The organism is Litoribacter populi, assembly GCF_007483685.1.
In the GTDB taxonomy this organism is placed as follows: Bacteria; Bacteroidota; Bacteroidia; order Cytophagales; family Cyclobacteriaceae; genus Litoribacter; species Litoribacter populi.
Genome location: NZ_VMKN01000001.1, coordinates 317,164 through 333,120, shown reverse-complemented (window position 1 = coordinate 333,120; position 15,957 = coordinate 317,164). Strand labels below are relative to the sequence as shown.

Annotated in this window: 15 protein-coding genes; 5 read left to right on the top strand and 10 right to left on the bottom strand. The window is 42.2% G+C overall.

What is annotated here, in order from left to right:
• Positions 1–80 precede the first annotated feature (80 nt).
• From FPL27_RS01490 to FPL27_RS01460, 7 genes are all read right to left on the bottom strand, one after another.
• On the bottom strand, positions 81–2,189 hold the full coding sequence (locus tag FPL27_RS01490) for a peptidylprolyl isomerase (RefSeq protein WP_143959401.1): 2,109 nt from the start codon (positions 2,187–2,189) through the stop codon (positions 81–83).
• Positions 2,190–2,272: 83 nt separating this feature from the next.
• Positions 2,273–3,547 (bottom strand): hemolysin family protein, encoded by a 1,275-nt coding sequence (locus FPL27_RS01485; RefSeq protein WP_143959400.1) that lies wholly within the window; start codon positions 3,545–3,547, stop codon positions 2,273–2,275.
• Positions 3,548–3,763: a hypothetical protein gene (locus FPL27_RS01480; RefSeq protein WP_143959399.1), complete on the bottom strand. Its 216-nt coding sequence runs from the start codon at positions 3,761–3,763 to the stop codon at positions 3,548–3,550. It abuts the gene before it with no gap.
• Entirely contained in the window at positions 3,763–4,296 is a 534-nt protein-coding gene (gene lptC / locus FPL27_RS01475; protein WP_143959398.1) for an LPS export ABC transporter periplasmic protein LptC, read from the bottom strand. The genes FPL27_RS01480 and lptC overlap by 1 nt, the downstream gene beginning before the upstream one ends.
• 103 nt (positions 4,297–4,399) lie before the next feature.
• Entirely contained in the window at positions 4,400–5,704 is a 1,305-nt protein-coding gene (locus FPL27_RS01470; protein WP_317129419.1) for a tetratricopeptide repeat protein, read from the bottom strand.
• A 9-nt stretch (positions 5,705–5,713) separates the two neighbouring features.
• Positions 5,714–6,997 carry a hypothetical protein gene (locus FPL27_RS01465; protein WP_143959397.1) on the bottom strand — a complete coding sequence of 428 codons (1,284 nt, stop codon included), beginning with the start codon at positions 6,995–6,997 and terminating at the stop codon, positions 5,714–5,716.
• Positions 6,981–7,697 carry a type III pantothenate kinase gene (locus tag FPL27_RS01460; RefSeq protein ID WP_143959396.1) on the bottom strand — a complete coding sequence of 239 codons (717 nt, stop codon included), beginning with the start codon at positions 7,695–7,697 and terminating at the stop codon, positions 6,981–6,983. Before FPL27_RS01460 ends, FPL27_RS01465 begins: the two co-directional genes overlap by 17 nt.
• Positions 7,698–7,828: 131 nt before the next feature.
• Here FPL27_RS01460 and FPL27_RS01455 point away from each other — a divergent pair, with 131 nt between their 5' ends.
• The 3 genes from FPL27_RS01455 (at position 7,829) to FPL27_RS01445 (ending at position 12,007) form a co-directional block, all read left to right on the top strand.
• Positions 7,829–8,920, top strand: coding sequence for an anhydro-N-acetylmuramic acid kinase (locus tag FPL27_RS01455; protein ID WP_143959395.1), 1,092 nt, complete (start codon positions 7,829–7,831; stop codon positions 8,918–8,920).
• Between the two features lie 85 nt (positions 8,921–9,005).
• Positions 9,006–10,232 (top strand): Glu/Leu/Phe/Val dehydrogenase dimerization domain-containing protein, encoded by a 1,227-nt coding sequence (locus FPL27_RS01450; protein WP_143959394.1) that lies wholly within the window; start codon positions 9,006–9,008, stop codon positions 10,230–10,232.
• A gap of 263 nt (positions 10,233–10,495) precedes the next feature.
• Positions 10,496–12,007 (top strand): sodium:proton antiporter, encoded by a 1,512-nt coding sequence (locus FPL27_RS01445; protein WP_143959393.1) that lies wholly within the window; start codon positions 10,496–10,498, stop codon positions 12,005–12,007.
• Positions 12,008–12,089: 82 nt separating this feature from the next.
• On the opposite strand, the gene FPL27_RS01440 is transcribed toward FPL27_RS01445, so the two are convergent.
• Together FPL27_RS01440 and gpmI are read right to left on the bottom strand one after the other, a co-directional pair.
• On the bottom strand, positions 12,090–12,656 hold the full coding sequence (locus FPL27_RS01440; RefSeq protein WP_143959392.1) for a hypothetical protein: 567 nt from the start codon (positions 12,654–12,656) through the stop codon (positions 12,090–12,092).
• A 1-nt stretch (position 12,657) separates the two neighbouring features.
• Positions 12,658–14,181 (bottom strand): 2,3-bisphosphoglycerate-independent phosphoglycerate mutase, encoded by a 1,524-nt coding sequence (gene gpmI, locus FPL27_RS01435; protein WP_143959391.1) that lies wholly within the window; start codon positions 14,179–14,181, stop codon positions 12,658–12,660.
• Positions 14,182–14,366: 185 nt separating this feature from the next.
• Between gpmI and FPL27_RS01430 the strand changes: the two genes are divergently transcribed.
• A complete protein-coding gene (locus tag FPL27_RS01430) occupies positions 14,367–14,762 on the top strand; it encodes a DUF4783 domain-containing protein (protein ID WP_235893353.1) in 396 nt (131 codons plus the stop codon).
• Here FPL27_RS01430 and FPL27_RS01425 read toward each other — a convergent pair.
• A complete protein-coding gene (locus FPL27_RS01425) occupies positions 14,759–15,253 on the bottom strand; it encodes a DUF6702 family protein (RefSeq protein WP_143959390.1) in 495 nt (164 codons plus the stop codon). The genes FPL27_RS01430 and FPL27_RS01425 overlap by 4 nt on opposite strands.
• A gap of 95 nt (positions 15,254–15,348) precedes the next feature.
• On the opposite strand from FPL27_RS01425, the gene FPL27_RS01420 reads away from it, so the two are divergent.
• Positions 15,349–15,927, top strand: coding sequence for a HupE/UreJ family protein (locus FPL27_RS01420; protein ID WP_143959389.1), 579 nt, complete (start codon positions 15,349–15,351; stop codon positions 15,925–15,927).
• The last annotated feature ends 30 nt before the right edge of the window (positions 15,928–15,957 follow it).

The following is a 15,957-nucleotide window of genomic DNA, read 5'->3' as shown; positions in this document are numbered from 1 at the left end:
GTGTATACAAATTAAATCCCTACAACAAAAAAATCCCACCCTCTGCAAGGAGGATGGGATTTAGTATATGTAGGACTCTCCTAGAAGAATCTGTATCTGTAATCTATCACTTCTGCCAATTCTTCCATTGCCATCATTAGCATATAGGCAGTTCTCTGCGAGGAATTCGTAGTCAATTGGCTCTGGTACCTGGAGTAATCAGAAAGCTCTCCAGCTTTGGTTACATTGTTCACTTTCACCAAAATCACCCCAACGTCTTCCTTAATCGGCTGAGAAACTTGATTATTTTCAATTCCAAAAATAGTACCGATGGCTCTTGGAGCAAACCCAACGCCTGGGATCACTGTAGAGCCCAGTCTCAAATCAGGTGTATTTCCTAGAGAAGCGTCGCCTTCAAATACTGCTTTCATATCTTCCAAGGAACTCTTTCCTTTCAACTTTTCAGCGATGATCTTAGCTTTCTTCTCATTTTTCAACAAAGTAGTTACCTCATCTCTTACTTGCTCCAAAGAAGCAGTTCCTTCTTCAGTTTTGTCAGTCAAGACAGCAACCACATAAGCATTATCAAGTTCAAACACTTCGGATACCTTATTTACTGAAGCATCATTGAATGCCCATCTGATCACCTCTCTAGCATTCTGGATGTTGTTCAGGTTTCTGGCTCCTTGATCAAGGCCGTTAGCCTGCAACACTCTGTAGCCTTCTTGCTGAGCATTTGCTCTGAAATCACTTTGACTGGAGCTACTTGCTGCAAAATAGTCCGCATTTCTGTATGCCTCGTTTCTTGTCATATCGCTGGCGATAAGCTCAAGCTCCACGGTAGCAACTTTGTAAGCCTGCGTTTGAGGCATTTCAGTTACTTTAATGATATGGAAACCATATTCTGTTTCAACCAATCTTGGAACTACTCCAGTAGATTTAGCAGCGTAAGTTACACTTGAGAATTCTTCGATAAAGTCATCCTGACCAAACCATCCAAGATCACCACCTCTTTGGGAAGTACCGTCTTGACCATGCTGCATAGCCAATGTAGCGAAGTCTTCACCATCACGAGCCTGCTTAAGTACAGCTTCCGCTTGATTTTTTAGTTCTGCTTTTTGGTTTTCGTCCAGTCCTTCTGTACCAAAAAGAATGTGGCTTGCTCTCATTCTTTCGGTTCCCTCAAATTTGTCAGAAACCTTGTAAGTTACGAAAGTTGATCTCTGTGTTAAGAATGGTCCGTATACACCGCCTTTTTCTAAGTTTTCAACATTCGAAGTCAAAGTGTTTGGAAGATTATCACCTGCCAAATAAGTTCTAAAGGCATTGTTGGTCTCAGAGTTTCTAATTGCAAACACAGAATCAGATTCCGTAGCTCTCAACTCCTCAGTCAATCTTTCGATTTCTCTTCTTACCTGAGCCGAATCTTCAGCACTTGGGGTAAGAGCGAAAGCCACATATTCAATATCTCTTGAGTTACTTACCTGAAACTTATCCTTGTTATTCTTGATATAGTCTTTTAACTCGCTATCAGTTACCTGAACCTCGCTGTCAGAAACGGCATAGAATGGAATAAACAAATGGTCTACATCAGCAACAGTATTTTCCATTTTGTGCTCCAATTTACCTTCGGCTTTAGAAGCGTATACAGCAGTGGAAAGCAAATTGTCATACTTAATTCTCAATCTGGCATCAGCAAACAACCTTTCCTGCTGGGCCCAGAATGCTCTCTGCTGGGGATCCGCGTCATCAAGCGACTGAAGGAAAGCGATTAATTGCTCTCTGTCAAATTCACCTGTTTCCGGATTAGTCAACTGCTGACGCAACTCGGCCACAATGTTTCTACCTTGTACCATGTCTACCAACTCTGCGTCGGATACCATCATACCTAGTTCATCGTACTGCTCAGCAAACATACGCTCAACGATAAGCGCCTGCCAAGCTTGCTCACGAAGACTGTACATCTCATTTTCAGAAGGGGTTCTTCCAGTGTTTTGCTGAAAGGAGAACTTAGCTTCCTCTATCTTCTGCACATATTCCTCATAGGAAATTTTCTCACCCGCTATTTCACCTACGGTGTTTGAGCTACCGCCCAAAAGCGTTGAATTCGGGCTCAATATATCTCCTCCTACAAGGAAAAATATTAAACCTACCGCAATAACACCTATTGCAAGACCTGTTCTCTGTCTGATTTTTTTAATTAATGCCATTCTTCTAGTTTTTGAAGTGTCGCAAAATAATTACATCTGGCCGTAAATTCAAAATTATATGCCTTCAATAATTATTAATTGAGTTAAGATACGGGGAGGATTTTCAATTTTACGGTATCAATTCGGTGCTCCTGCTTGGACACGACTGTGAAATGATAGGGTCCAAACGTCGCTGAAGCTCCTTTTTTGGGAATATCTTCTGTAATTGACAAAATAAATCCCGATAAAGTTTCAAAATCTCCGGAGGGTAGATTCCAAGAATATTTTTCATTTAAATAATCTATTTCATGCCGAGCACTGAGCAAATATTCATTTTCACCAATCTCTTGTTCTATCAAATCGTCATTATCATACTCATCCTCTATTTCTCCGAAAATTTCTTCGATGATATCCTCCATACTTACAATACCACTCGTGCCTCCAAATTCATCTACCACCAAAGCCATACTCTTTCGCTCTGATATAAACTGAACCAGTAAATCATTAGCTAAAGCAGACTCCGGCACGATGATAATTGGAGTTAAAATATCAGATATGCTCTTCGGCTTTTTGAAAAGCTCCAACAAATGGCAATACCCAATCACATCATCAATGCTGTCTCTGTACACAATCACTTTGGAATGCCCACTTTCCACAAACACATTTTTAATCTCCTCAATGTCTTCCTCGATATCCACAGCGACCACATCGGTTCTGGGCACCATACACTCTCGAACTTTGATGGTTTTGAACTCCACTGCTTTATCAAAAATCTTGGTATCCAAATCCATCTTTTTCTCATCCCCGACTACCTCAAGATTGTTCTGAATAAATGAATTTAAATCAGTGATCTTAAAAACCGGCTTATCCTCACTGTACTCCAGATTAAGTACTTTGGTGATGAATACCTTAGATAGCCATACCACCACCCATACTATCGGATACATGAAATAATAGATGATGAGAAATGGGACAGCAAAAACGGCAAGTAAACTGTTGGGATTGAGCATGAATATACTCTTAGGTATAAATTCAGCAGTCACGAGCACTACCAGGGTAGCAATCACAGTTTGAATGATTAATAGAAAAGCCTGATTTTCAAAAATGGCAGGCAACCACCCCAACAGGGCAGGCTCAAGCAGGTTAGCCATGAAAATACCATACAACACCAGGGATACTGTATTGCCTAACAGGGTAGTGCCCAAAAATTGCCCCGGCCGCTTGTTGAAATTAGAAAGGACCCGGCCAGTAAAATCTCCCTGCTTCCCTTGAAGTTCAATATGAAGCTTGTTGGCTGACACGAAGGCTATCTCCATCCCTGAGAAAAAGGCGGAAAACAGCAATGAAACTAATACTATTCCAAAGTAAGAATAATCCATCTAGCGTTTCTTTTTCCTTTGAAGCCTTTCTTCGGGTTTGTGATCTGGGTTCATCTCTTCCTGTTTGTTACGCCTGAGCTTAAACCAAAACAGCAACGCCACCGCAAACATAAACACAGGGTAGGACAGTCCTATTCCCTGAGTGATGGATAGATGTATACCAATTATAATCAATGCTGCTGACAGCGCCAGCAATACTATGTCTTGTACTTTCATTATTCGTCTTCTCCAGGTATGGGAAGCATACCCGTTACTTTTTTGAATTGATATTCGTTAAAGCCTTCGTCAGCCTCCAGACCCGTACCGTTAATAATACGCCCCTCTTCCTGCACCGTAACAAATTTCTCTGTATAAATTATCTTCTTGTCCGGATCCCAAAATAACTCTTCAGAGTTTAGCTTCTGGTTTTTTTGCAGGTTATTCACTCTTACATCGCCTTCTCCCCTGTAAAGGTTCGTTTTCCGGTCAAAAAACCCTTTGTCAGCTTGGATGGTAGACGACATTTCCCCATCCTTTTCGAAAAAGTGGATTTCTATGCCTTCAGGAAATTCATAATCTCCATTGGCAAACTCCATCTGCTTGTCACCCATCAATTTGGTCCTCACTATCGTGGAATCACTATGGTAAAGGACTATATTATAACTTACACTTGTCGGGCCCATGTAATCCTCCAGCTGGCTAGGATCTACATCTTCCCTACAAGAAAACAAACTTATGCAAATAAGCATAAGCACAAAGAAACTTCTCATGTTGCAAATTTAGAAAATAATTCAGGAAACTAAGCTTTGTGCTTAAACCACAAAAAAAAGAGCGGCATTCCTACCGCTCTTTAAATTTATGATTTTTTATCAATTAATCTCTTGTTGCCAAGGCTACGTCTTCACCTATCCAGCAACCAGTATTAATAGTCTGCCCTACTTCATACCCTTCTGTAAACAACTCCTCTTTGGAAGGGAATCTTGCTTTCGCATTAGACATTCCAGAATTGTCACCAGCTCTGCGGAATGCATCGTATGCAGCAATGAAGATAGAGTAATCTTTCACTCTACTCTGACCACCACGACACTCCTGAGAAGAAGACATATATAAGTTTCCAATCAATGAGTAAGAATCTGCAGTTTTGTTAGAATTCAACTCCGCTGCTTTTCTTGCAGAAGATCTAGCTTGAGATTTTTTACCTGTTTGAGACTGCGCCTTAGCGATGTCATAATGTACATCACCTCTTTGCTCGTCCGTAGAAGCCAATGTCAAGGCTTTTTCGAACAACTCAATAGCTCTATCATACTCTTTATTCTGCATATATCTCATACCTCTCACTTGAGAAGTCGAGAATGTAGGGTCATCATTATCGATGATTTCAAGAGATGCTGTAAAAGCTTCTGTGTTTGTACACTTGTATTTAACAGAGTATTGGAAGATTTGCTGAGCCAGCTTGATATTCTCAGGCTCGGCTTGCAACCTTGGACCTAACTTGTTTTCGATAAAGTCACAGTCGATCAAATCCATCGCTACTACCAATTGCTCCACCTGACCTCTCTGAGTGGCCACGTTTGTACCTTCAGCCTCAGCATTGTCAATGATTTCAGTTACCGTTGCCAACCTGTCAAGCAAATCATCTGTAGACAAAGTCTTGTTCATCAGATAATGTCTTCTTACCAAGTCAAAGTAAGCTGGAGTCAAAGTATGAGAAATTGAACCGTGGATTTCAATTGCTTTGTCGAAATCTTCCACAGCGCCTCCTACTCTTTCTTTATCATCTTTGAAATACTGATAGCCGTAGTAAGCCTTGTTTTCAATCCACCTGTCTTCATTATCATAAAGCTCATTTCTCTTGTCATATATAACCATGACAGAATCCTGATATACTTTTTTCTGATCTGCGTCTTCCACTGCCTTCTGAGCTCCGTCATAAACTTTCACCCCGTTGATATAAAGGGCCTCGTTCAAATCTGGTGCATTAGTAAGCAACCAGTTTAAAGGTTTCGTGGCGGCAATAAACTCACCGGATTTCATGTAATCGTTGTAGGCAGCGTTATACTCTCTGGCTTTCGATTCTTTTTCAGGATCTTCCGGCCAGTTCCAAGTTCCCTGAGCTTGGACCATCCCCACTACCATGAAGGACAGTACACCTAATAAGGCTGATTTTGCTTTCATCATTTTCATATTTTATTCAAATACTTTTTTATAGAACCAACTATTGTCATTTATCGAAAAACCTAAGGATACCTTGAAATAGTTCTCTTGAACCAAACCATTATCGGTAGTTCCTCTTGTTCCTAGTTTCATTGCGACGTTCATCAGGGAGAGCTGATTCATAGGAATCGACGCTCCAAAATTAATGCCAAGGTCATTGATTGCCGTGTTATTAACTAAATATGGCGTTTGTTCAAATTCTACCCCAAATCGGTACATAGAGCGGGCAAACACACTTTCTATAGAGAATAAATCCGGGATATATTGACCTCCCAAGGCCACTTTAAAGGAGTTGTTCATCACTCCGGTAGCACCATCAAATGATCTATACTTAGAGAAGTCCTGATGCTGGGCCTCAAGTCCAATCATGAACTTGTTAAGTTTTTCATAACTGACACCATAACCTACTCTGTTAGGTAAATAGATGGATCCTTCCACATTATCACTTAGAACGCTACCTGGGGCATTCGGGTTGCTAGCTTGACCAAAATCGGCCACTTTAGCAAATTCTTTTCCACTAATGTCTCCGTAGACCTGATAAATGGCTCCTAAATGAAGATAACGCTGTTTTCCCAAGGGAGCCATATAGTGCGCACCCCCCTTAAAAGCGATATCGTTCAATGTTAATCTTTCATAATATTCAGACTCTACCCCTCGCCTTTCTCCATTTTCATTCTCCAAAGAAAGAATATTCGTTCTTACTGTCGAACCGAAAACGTATGAAGCTTGCAAGCCCAAATGGAAGTTTTTGGCTACTTTGAATCCTGTATTGACATAGGTTTCACTTAGCCCGCCGTTCCCTTCGATCACATTGAAACTATATAAATCAGAATTTTGGACCGGACTACGCTGGGAAAGATCATAGTTTACCGAACTGATCTGGTTTAGTCCCACACCGATCGACATCTTCGAGGGTTTTACAGGAAGGGACATGGCCGCGTAGCCTAATCCCCCACCATCAAGTTGAGCAGACCTGTCTCCAGTAGTTGCCGTCAGTCTGTTATAATTAAACGCAGCCTGAAAGTTGAAGGCATAGTTTTGAACAGACAGAGCCGGATTGACGTGGTTGACCCCTAAGCTGTTGCCGTAGCTAATGCCCAAGCCTCCCATTGCTTGGTTTTGTGTAAATCCAGAAGTATTGAGATGACCTATACCCAAAGAGCTATAAGTAGTCGTCCCGGACTGGGCAAACACGGTAAATTGTATTAAAAAGGTGCTCATCACACCCAGGATATTCAGTCTAGTTTTTCTCGACATTGTAAGTTAAAATTCTATTCAATCCATGAAGGACCAAATTGGGGATTACAAATATGTGGTCTTTTGTCAGACTTTCAAAGTAATTAGCGTCACCACCACAAATAAACACCTTCAAATCTGTATGATTTTGAGCATATTGGTCGACAAAGCCCAAAATCTCGCCCTTTACCCCATGAAAAATTCCGCTCTGCAAGCAGGTCTCCGTGCTATCCCCGACGGCCTTGACCGATTGATCAAAAGAAACCATTGGAAGCTTGGCGGTAAACTCATGCATTGCCCTGGCCCTCATCTGCAGCCCAGGTGAAATGGCCCCGCCCAAATAGTTTCTACTTTCATCCAGCAAATCATAAGTGATGCAGGTACCCATATCAATGCTTAAAAGTGGGCCTTGTGCCCAATCTAATGCACCGATCACGGCAGCAAGTCGGTCAAGTCCCAGTGTTTGGGGAGTTGAATACCTATTAAATATAGGTATGGGCAAGGTGTGATCGAAATACAGAAAGTCAAACGACCATTCGTTCCTCAGCGTATCCTGGTCTTCACGCACGGAACTTACCAGCGTTTGATCCATCTCCACAGATTCGGCATATTGGGTAACCTCGGAAAGCAATCCAAACCAGCGTTCCTCCTGAAGCTTGTTGCTCCAGAAAAGCCCGGTTTTGATGCGGCAGTTGCCTATGTCTATAATTAAGTTTCTCAAATTGCCGATAAGGGTTGATTTTGGCTACAGCCGAAAGTTCGCTCTAAATTTAAGGAATAATAAAAAAGGTCGGGTTTTCGATAGAATAAATTTAACTTTACCCCCTTGTATTTAACAAACTTTAACCCAGCATGTCTACTAGCAAAACCTATGGAATAATAGGCCTTATGTCCGGTACATCGGGCGATGGCTTGGATATAGCCTACTGCGAATTTGTAAAAACCCAAGGTTGGAGATATGCTATCAAAGAGGCTAAAACGGCTACCTTTCCTGACGATCTGGGCAACCAACTTTCTCAAAGCCATTTGCTTGACGCAGAAAAACTCAGGTTACTGGACATCAATTTTGGAAAATGGATGGGTAAACAGGTCAAAACATTTTGCGAGGCTACAAACCTCCAACCCTTGGCAGTAGCCTCACATGGACATACGGTTTTCCACCGTCCCGACCTAGGCAACACTTACCAAATCGGCAATGGCTGGAGCCTACACGAAAGTTGCGGATTGCCGGTAATCAACGATTTCCGGATGCGTGATGTGCAGCTAGGAGGACAAGGCGCTCCTTTGGTTCCAATTGGTGATATGCTTTTATTCAATGAATTTGACTATTGCCTGAATCTTGGCGGTATTGCAAATATCTCATTTGAGAACGAGGGAAGAAGACAAGCTTTTGATGTCTCCCCGTTCAATCTTTTATTGAATCATTTCGCGAAAAAACTTGGGAAACCCTATGATAATGGAGGAGAATTGGCCAGAAAAGGAAATGTAAATTCAGATCTACTCCAAAAGCTAAACTCTATTCCTTTTTATGCGTCTAAAAAGGCTAAGTCTCTTGGCCGGGAAGATATCGAAGAAGTATTTTTTCCCATGTTTTCTGAAATTCCCACTTTGCCAGAAGATATTTTGGCTACTCTTAACGCACATTATGTAGAGCAGCTGGCAAACGCCATCCCTAAGAAGAAATCAGGCCGTATGCTGGTGACTGGAGGCGGAGCATACAACATCTATTTTATAGAAAGTCTGCAGCAGCGGCTTTCACCTAAAATTGAGGTAGTAGTGCCTGAAGCAGAAGTAGTGGAATATAAAGAAGCGTTGATCTTTGCATTTATGGGTGCACTCTTCCTTAGAAATGAACCCAACTGTCTGGCCAGTGTGACTGGGGCGAGCAAGGATAATATAGGTGGCATATGTTATGGTCTGGAATTGATTAATGATCTTCCCTGACAAAAAATCCAGCGCTTTGCTAACCTGGCCCTTATTTATGTGAACAATTTTAATATTTTTGCCTAACACTATAAACCCAAATGTAATGAAAGAATTATTAGCCAAGTTTGAAAACAAACAACCTGAAATTGTTTTTGAATGGAGCGATAGCGAAACCGAAGCGGAAGGCTGGGTGGTCATCAATTCACTCCGTGGCGGTGCTGCCGGCGGAGGAACTCGAATGAGAAAAGGTCTAGACAAAAGAGAAGTAGAATCCCTTGCTAAAACCATGGAGGTAAAGTTCACCGTATCAGGTCCTGCTATAGGCGGAGCCAAGTCAGGAATCAACTTTGATCCTGCCGACCCTAGAAAAGACGAGGTTTTGAAAAGATGGTATAAGGCTGTTATGCCTTTGTTGAAAAACTACTATGGCACCGGTGGGGACCTCAATGTGGATGAAATCCATGAAGTGATTCCGATCACCGAATCATATGGGCTTTGGCATCCACAAGAAGGTGTGGTAAACGGTCATTTCCACGCCACCGAACCACAAAAAATCAGAAAAATAGGCCAGTTGCGCCAAGGAGTTTCCAAAGTTCTGGAAGATCCCCACTATACACCTAACGGGCAGAAGAAGTACACCGTAGCCGATATGATCACCGGATACGGAGTAGCGGAGGCGGTTAGACATTATTACAAAACTTGGGGTGGCAACCTCAAAGGTAAAAGAGCTGTCATCCAAGGATGGGGCAACGTGGGTGCCGCTGCTGCATGTTTCCTCGCAGTGGAAGGCGTAAAAATCGTCGGCATCATCGACCGTGAAGGCGGTTTAATCAACGAAAACGGTTTTAGCCTTGATGAAGTCCGTGAGTTATTTGTAAACCGAGATGGCAACAAATTGGTGGCGGAAAACATGATTTCATTTGAGGAAATGAATCAGAGAGTTTGGGATATTCAGAGTGAAATATTCATTCCTGCTGCGGCTTCCAGACTTGTTACCAAGGATCAGGTGGAAAGAATGGCCAACGCAGGACTTGAAGTTATCTCTTGTGGTGCAAACGTACCGTTTGCAGATAGCGAGATTTTCTTCGGCCCCACGGGTGTTTTTGCAGACGAGCGAGTAGCCGTAATCCCTGATTTCATTGCCAACTGCGGAATGGCAAGGGTTTTTGCCTACCTTATGTCAGAAAAGGTATTGTTAACTGATGATGGAATCTTCAAGGACGTCAGCAGAACCATTGCCAAGGCCATGAAAAAAACCCATGAAAAGAACCCAGAAAAAACCAGGATCGCCCAGTCATCCTTCGAGATAGCGTTGAAGCAATTGGTTTAATTTATGGGCGTTTAATTAATATTGAAAACCAGGCTATATCTTTCGGCCTGGTTTTTTTATGCTATTTCACTTCCTATTTCCCAATTTTAAATCATTGAATTCGCTGTGAAGGAACTCTGCGAAACTCCTTTTAAAACTCCGCGTAACTCAGTGTCCCTTTTTTGATTTCAGGCTCCCCTTACCATTCATACATTTTTTTTTCTAAATGTAAAAAGAGATCTATCTAATATCTAAATTTGAGGATCCAGATAGATCAAACCTTAATGAAAAACTTTGTTGCTGTTTTAATGCTGCTGATGGGCCTTTCTCTTTCACCCCTACAGGCTCAGCAAACCACACCCACGCAAGAAACCAACCCAGAATATCAAGAGAACATCCAAGATTTAGACACCGACCAGGTGCCTGAATCCATCTTGGAACCAGAACATTTAGAAGAGCATGGCCATGCCCCTGGGTGGCTTGTTATCCCATTTGTACTGCTGCTGTTGATGATAGCGACAGGACCTCTTTTTTATGAGCATTTTTGGCACCATCATTATCCAAAAGTAGCGGTAGGATTGGCTTTCATAGTGGTCTGTTATTACCTATTTGTACTGCACAATGTACATCACCCGGTTCATGCTATGGCCGAGTACATACAGTTTATCGCACTTTTGGCTTCATTGTATATAGCTTCTGGGGGTATATTGATCGAAATTGACAAGAAATCTACGCCCTTGGCCAATGTTGCCCTACTGGTAATCGGCGCATTGGTTTCCAACTTGATAGGCACCACTGGGGCTTCCATGTTGCTCATCCGTCCTTTTATCCGACTCAACAAAAATAACATCAAGGCTTACCATATCATCTTTTTCATTTTTATGGTTAGCAATGTTGGTGGCTCCTTGACACCTATTGGCGATCCTCCGCTCTTCCTTGGCTTCCTAAAAGGGGTGCCTTTCTTTTGGACTCTAGAGGCAAACTGGCCCGCATGGGTTCTTGCTTTAGCTTTACTTTCAACAGCCTTTTTCTTCATTGACCGTAGATTTGGAAAAACTAAGGATGAACTGGCTTTGGAGCACGAGGTGACTTACTCCAATAAGTTTAAAATGGTAGGCGCCAAAAACTTCCTTTGGCTTTTGGTGGTGATCTTATCAGTTTTCCTTGACCCGAATGTTCTGGACTGGGTCCCTGCCATTCATTACGATGGCCAAAAGTTTTCCTTCATGAGGGAAATCATCATGCTCAGTGTCGCATTTCTTTCCTACAGGTTTGCCAATAAAGAGGCAATTAAAGGTAATGAATTTAACTTTGAACCTATCCGAGAGGTAGCCTTCATATTTATTGGCATCTTCGGAACAATGATGCCGGCCTTGGAACTTGTGGGTAACTTTGCCAAATCTCCTGAAGGGTCAGCACTTATCACTCATAATACGCTATTTTGGGGAACGGGTCTCCTTTCCGGATTCCTCGACAACGCTCTCACTTACCTGAATTTCCTTGCAGCGGCCATGGCTTCTCAAGGGGCAGATATAAATAGTGTTTCCATGGTACAGGATTTCGCCCTTAACAAATATGAAAATTCGGCATTTGAACTGATGGCCATTTCCATTGCGGCGGTATTCTTCGGTGCCATGACCTATATCGGCAACGGTCCCAACTTTATGGTAAAATCCATAGCAGAACAAAACGGCATCAAAATGCCATCTTTCTTCGGCTACATCCTGAGATTCTCCATTCCGCTATTACTGCCAATCCTAATAATCACTTGGTTGATCTTCTTCGCGTTCGTCTAAAATAAAAAAATAAACCGCCGAGGAGCGGAAGACGCAGAGAGCAACCGTGTCCTACCTCGTACTTCGTTTTTCGTACTTCCACTTAATCAACCACCTTACTCTTCACTTTCAGCGTCCTAGGGCTCAATACAACCACTTTCTGGGTGGTTTCAAGCTCGTATGTGGATAACTTACCAGTAAGTGCGTCTGTGGATAACTTCGCTAAGGTTTCAGATTGGTAGAACGTATTCCTGTCATGTGACTTTATCCAGACTTCATCTACTCTCTCCCCATTGTAAAAAACTGTCATTTCCTGAATTTCGGACTTTTCTCCATCCTTCAACTTATACAAAGTCTTCCCGTTATTCTCCTGAATATCATAAGCTGTTGCTAAGGATGCCTTATTAATATCAGCCTGAATGAACCAATCCAATTCATTTCTCCATTCCTCTGAAGATAAACGTTGGATTACCTGTTCATGGTCACCGTTGACATAGAGGTCCTTCTCAATAGCCAAACCCTCCAGTCTTTCAATTTGATCTTGGATAAAATCAGCAATGGAAAAATATTTCTGGATCTGGGTGGGGTTTTCCACAGGCCCTTGGGGACTGTTTTGACAGGAAAAACAACCAACTACCAAGATCCAGAATACTAATAGCTTTTTGAACATATTATTTCAACAACACATCTCCAGTCATCTCAGCTGGAATATCCACTCCCATTAATTTCAATATAGTAGGAGCAAGATCACCCAGCTTTCCGTCTTTTACTTCTAAGTTATCCACAGGATCTACCATAATACAAGGGACAAGATTAGTCGTGTGGGCGGTATTTGGTGTACCATCCTCATTGATCATCATATCACTGTTTCCATGATCGGCAATTACAATGGTAGTATATCCATGCGCCAATGCAGTTCCAATGACTGACTCGGCACACTTATCCACAGCTTCACATGCTTTGACCGCAGCTTCAAAAACCCCAGTATGTCCTACCATATCAGGATTAGCGTAATTGAGGCACACAAAGTCCACATCCTCACGTTCCAGCTCAGTGTTGATTTTGGAAGTGATCTCAAATGCGCTCATTTCCGGCTTAAGATCATAGGTTGCCACTTTGGGCGAACTGCAAAGAATACGGCTTTCGCCTTGAAAAACCGTTTCTCTTCCTCCCGAGAAGAAGAAAGTCACATGTGGATATTTTTCGGTTTCAGCAATTCTTATTTGGGTTTTACCTGCCTCAGATAGCACTTCGCCAAGAGTCTGCTGCAGATTATCCTTATCAAATATCACCTTCACATTGTTGAAGGTCTCATCATAATTGGTAAAAGTGATGTAATCCAGGTCAAGCTTTCTCATCTGGTATTCATCAAAATCCCTTTGGGAAAGCACCTGGGTTATCTCACGTCCCCTATCAGTTCTGAAATTGAAACAGATAACCAAATCTTTATCCTCTATCAGACCAAGAGGCTTACCTTCGTCGTTCATTCTGATTATTGGGCGGATAAATTCATCCGTCACGCCGTTGTCATAAGATTTTTGGATGGCCTCAAGAATATTTTTTGATCTTTCACCTTCTCCCTTCACCATGGCATCATAGGCCAGTTTCACCCTTTCCCAGCGGTGGTCTCGGTCCATGGCATAATAGCGGCCAATTACGGAGGCAATTTTGCCGGTAGAATGCTCCAAATGGGCTTCCAGGTCCCTTAGATAAGCGACCCCTCCTTTAGGATCGGTATCACGGCCATCAGTAAAGGCATGAATGAAAGCCTGTTGTACCCCATTAGCCTTTGCGGCATCGCAGAGTCCCTTGAGGTGGTCGAGATGGGAATGTACCCCTCCGTCAGACACAAGCCCGATAAAATGTACTTTCCCTCCCCTTGCCTTAGCATTGGAAAAGGCTTGGGCTAAAATTGGATTATTTGAAAGGTCACCATTCTTGACCGCATTGTTGATTTTGACCAGATCTTGATAAACAATCCGTCCGGCGCCGATATTCATATGTCCTACCTCGGAATTGCCCATCTGGCCTTCAGGCAAACCTACAGCAAGCCCAGAAGCTTCCAGTTTAGAATGTGGATATCTTTCAAAAAGAGAATCGATAAAAGGTGTCTTGGCCTTGGCAATGGCAGAAACCTCCGGATTGGTTGCAATACCCCAACCGTCCAGAATCATCAGTAAAACTTTCTTATTCATAGGGCAAATATAGCAATTTTGCTTCAAGGCCTACCCAATCATCGGGATACCTTTAGCAGATTCAAATTTAAAGTCATTGAATTTTTAGAATTGAAATATTTTAGGTTGCTTTGCACCACAAACATAAATAATCCTATTTTTCCAAGTTAAGTGAAATTGGCAAAGTATTTGAACAAGCCACAGTAATGAAAAAATCCAATGCCCTTTTTGTTTTAATTTTCTCCATGTTGATCATGATACCCATCGTGGCCAATGGTTTAGCCGTGGAAGAAATTATCTCATCTTTCAAAATGGGGTCAAGCAGGGATTTGGCTAAATATTTTGAGAACACCGTGGAATTAAATGTTAACGGCAGCCAGGGTGATTTTTCTAGAAGCCAAGCGGAATTGGTTTTTAGGGACTTTTTCAAACGTTATCCGGCTGAGGACTTCCAAGTGGTCCACAAAGGGGAATCCCACCAAAACATCAAATATCTAATCGGCTACTATTCCAGTGATGAATGCACCTTTAGAGTTCTTATCAAAGGTCGTGAATTTAACGACCAGATGAGAATCTACAGCATGGACTTCAAAAAGGACTAATTTCCGATCTTCACAACCCCTTCTTTTTTCCGCTTATCCAGCATCAATGATTTGGGCTTCTTGCCCCAATATATATGAACGATATTCTGCTGCCCTGCAAACCGCTCGAGCAAAAGGGTGTTCTTGTATTTAACCTCTCTAGGCTTTCTTACCTTTTCACTTTCCAGATAAAACCAGGCGGCATCCTCCTCCACTTCAAATCCCAGATACGACATTTGAATTAGCTTACCATTGACTTCAACCTTATTATGGGCCAAAAGGTATTTTTCAATCATATGATCAAGTACTGTTTGGTCATCAGGTTTCAGGAAATTCACCGATTCCCCATATTCCGCAGACAAGGCTTCCTCCAAGTCATCCCAGAAAATCCGTTGTGCTACCTCCAACCTTTGGCTATCAGTATTGTACCTTGCTTCGGTAAGACTTATGTAAAAGGGGTGAAAAAAAACCATCCATCCCAAAATGGTGGTGATAATAAAATGGACAGGCATTTACTTATTTCTTTTGCTACTTTTGTGCAAATTATACATTAATATTACAATCCCGAAAAGGGCCATCTTAAAATATTATAATACAAGTCACAATTATGAGTCAATTTGAAGTTTATTTCAAATTAGGTATTGCCCACATATTAGATTTAGAGGGGTTTGATCACATTCTGTTTGTTATTGCACTATGCGCCATTTACCTAGGTAGAGATTGGAGAAAGATTATTATTCTGGTTACCGCTTTTACAATTGGTCACTCTATCACTTTGGCATTGGCCACCCTTAATATCATTAAGGTCAACGGAGCTATGGTGGAGTTTCTCATCCCGGTGACCATTGCCATTACCGCCATTTTCAACATTTTCAAGCCCCGACCCACCAATGGCCGCGGCGTACAGCTCAACTATTTCTTCGCCCTTTTCTTTGGACTGATCCACGGACTGGGCTTTTCAAACTACTTGCGCTCACTACTTGGCAAGGAAGCTTCAATCTTCCAGCCTCTGTTGGCATTCAACCTAGGCCTTGAAGTTGGACAGCTGGCTATCGTAGCCATATTCTTAATAGTAGGATCCTTGTTTGTCGGAATATTCGGTAACCGCAAGGAATGGACCTTAGTCACTTCAGCAGTGGTGTTGGGTATGGCAGTGATGATGGTTTTGGAAAATAGATATTGGTAAAAAAGACGGAAGACCGGAGACGGGAGACCG

Coding starts and splice junctions, on each gene's coding strand:
- FPL27_RS01490 (WP_143959401.1), bottom strand. CDS start 2,189: ATGGCATTAATTAAAAAAATCAGACAGAGAACAGGTCTTGCAATAGGT.
- FPL27_RS01485 (WP_143959400.1), bottom strand. CDS start 3,547: ATGGATTATTCTTACTTTGGAATAGTATTAGTTTCATTGCTGTTTTCC.
- FPL27_RS01480 (WP_143959399.1), bottom strand. CDS start 3,763: ATGAAAGTACAAGACATAGTATTGCTGGCGCTGTCAGCAGCATTGATT.
- lptC (WP_143959398.1), bottom strand. CDS start 4,296: ATGAGAAGTTTCTTTGTGCTTATGCTTATTTGCATAAGTTTGTTTTCT.
- FPL27_RS01470 (WP_317129419.1), bottom strand. CDS start 5,704: ATGATGAAAGCAAAATCAGCCTTATTAGGTGTACTGTCCTTCATGGTA.
- FPL27_RS01465 (WP_143959397.1), bottom strand. CDS start 6,997: ATGTCGAGAAAAACTAGACTGAATATCCTGGGTGTGATGAGCACCTTT.
- FPL27_RS01455 (WP_143959395.1), top strand. CDS start 7,829: ATGTCTACTAGCAAAACCTATGGAATAATAGGCCTTATGTCCGGTACA.
- FPL27_RS01450 (WP_143959394.1), top strand. CDS start 9,006: ATGAAAGAATTATTAGCCAAGTTTGAAAACAAACAACCTGAAATTGTT.
- FPL27_RS01445 (WP_143959393.1), top strand. CDS start 10,496: ATGAAAAACTTTGTTGCTGTTTTAATGCTGCTGATGGGCCTTTCTCTT.
- FPL27_RS01440 (WP_143959392.1), bottom strand. CDS start 12,656: ATGTTCAAAAAGCTATTAGTATTCTGGATCTTGGTAGTTGGTTGTTTT.
- gpmI (WP_143959391.1), bottom strand. CDS start 14,181: ATGAATAAGAAAGTTTTACTGATGATTCTGGACGGTTGGGGTATTGCA.
- FPL27_RS01430 (WP_235893353.1), top strand. CDS start 14,367: ATGAAAAAATCCAATGCCCTTTTTGTTTTAATTTTCTCCATGTTGATC.
- FPL27_RS01425 (WP_143959390.1), bottom strand. CDS start 15,253: ATGCCTGTCCATTTTATTATCACCACCATTTTGGGATGGATGGTTTTT.
- FPL27_RS01420 (WP_143959389.1), top strand. CDS start 15,349: ATGAGTCAATTTGAAGTTTATTTCAAATTAGGTATTGCCCACATATTA.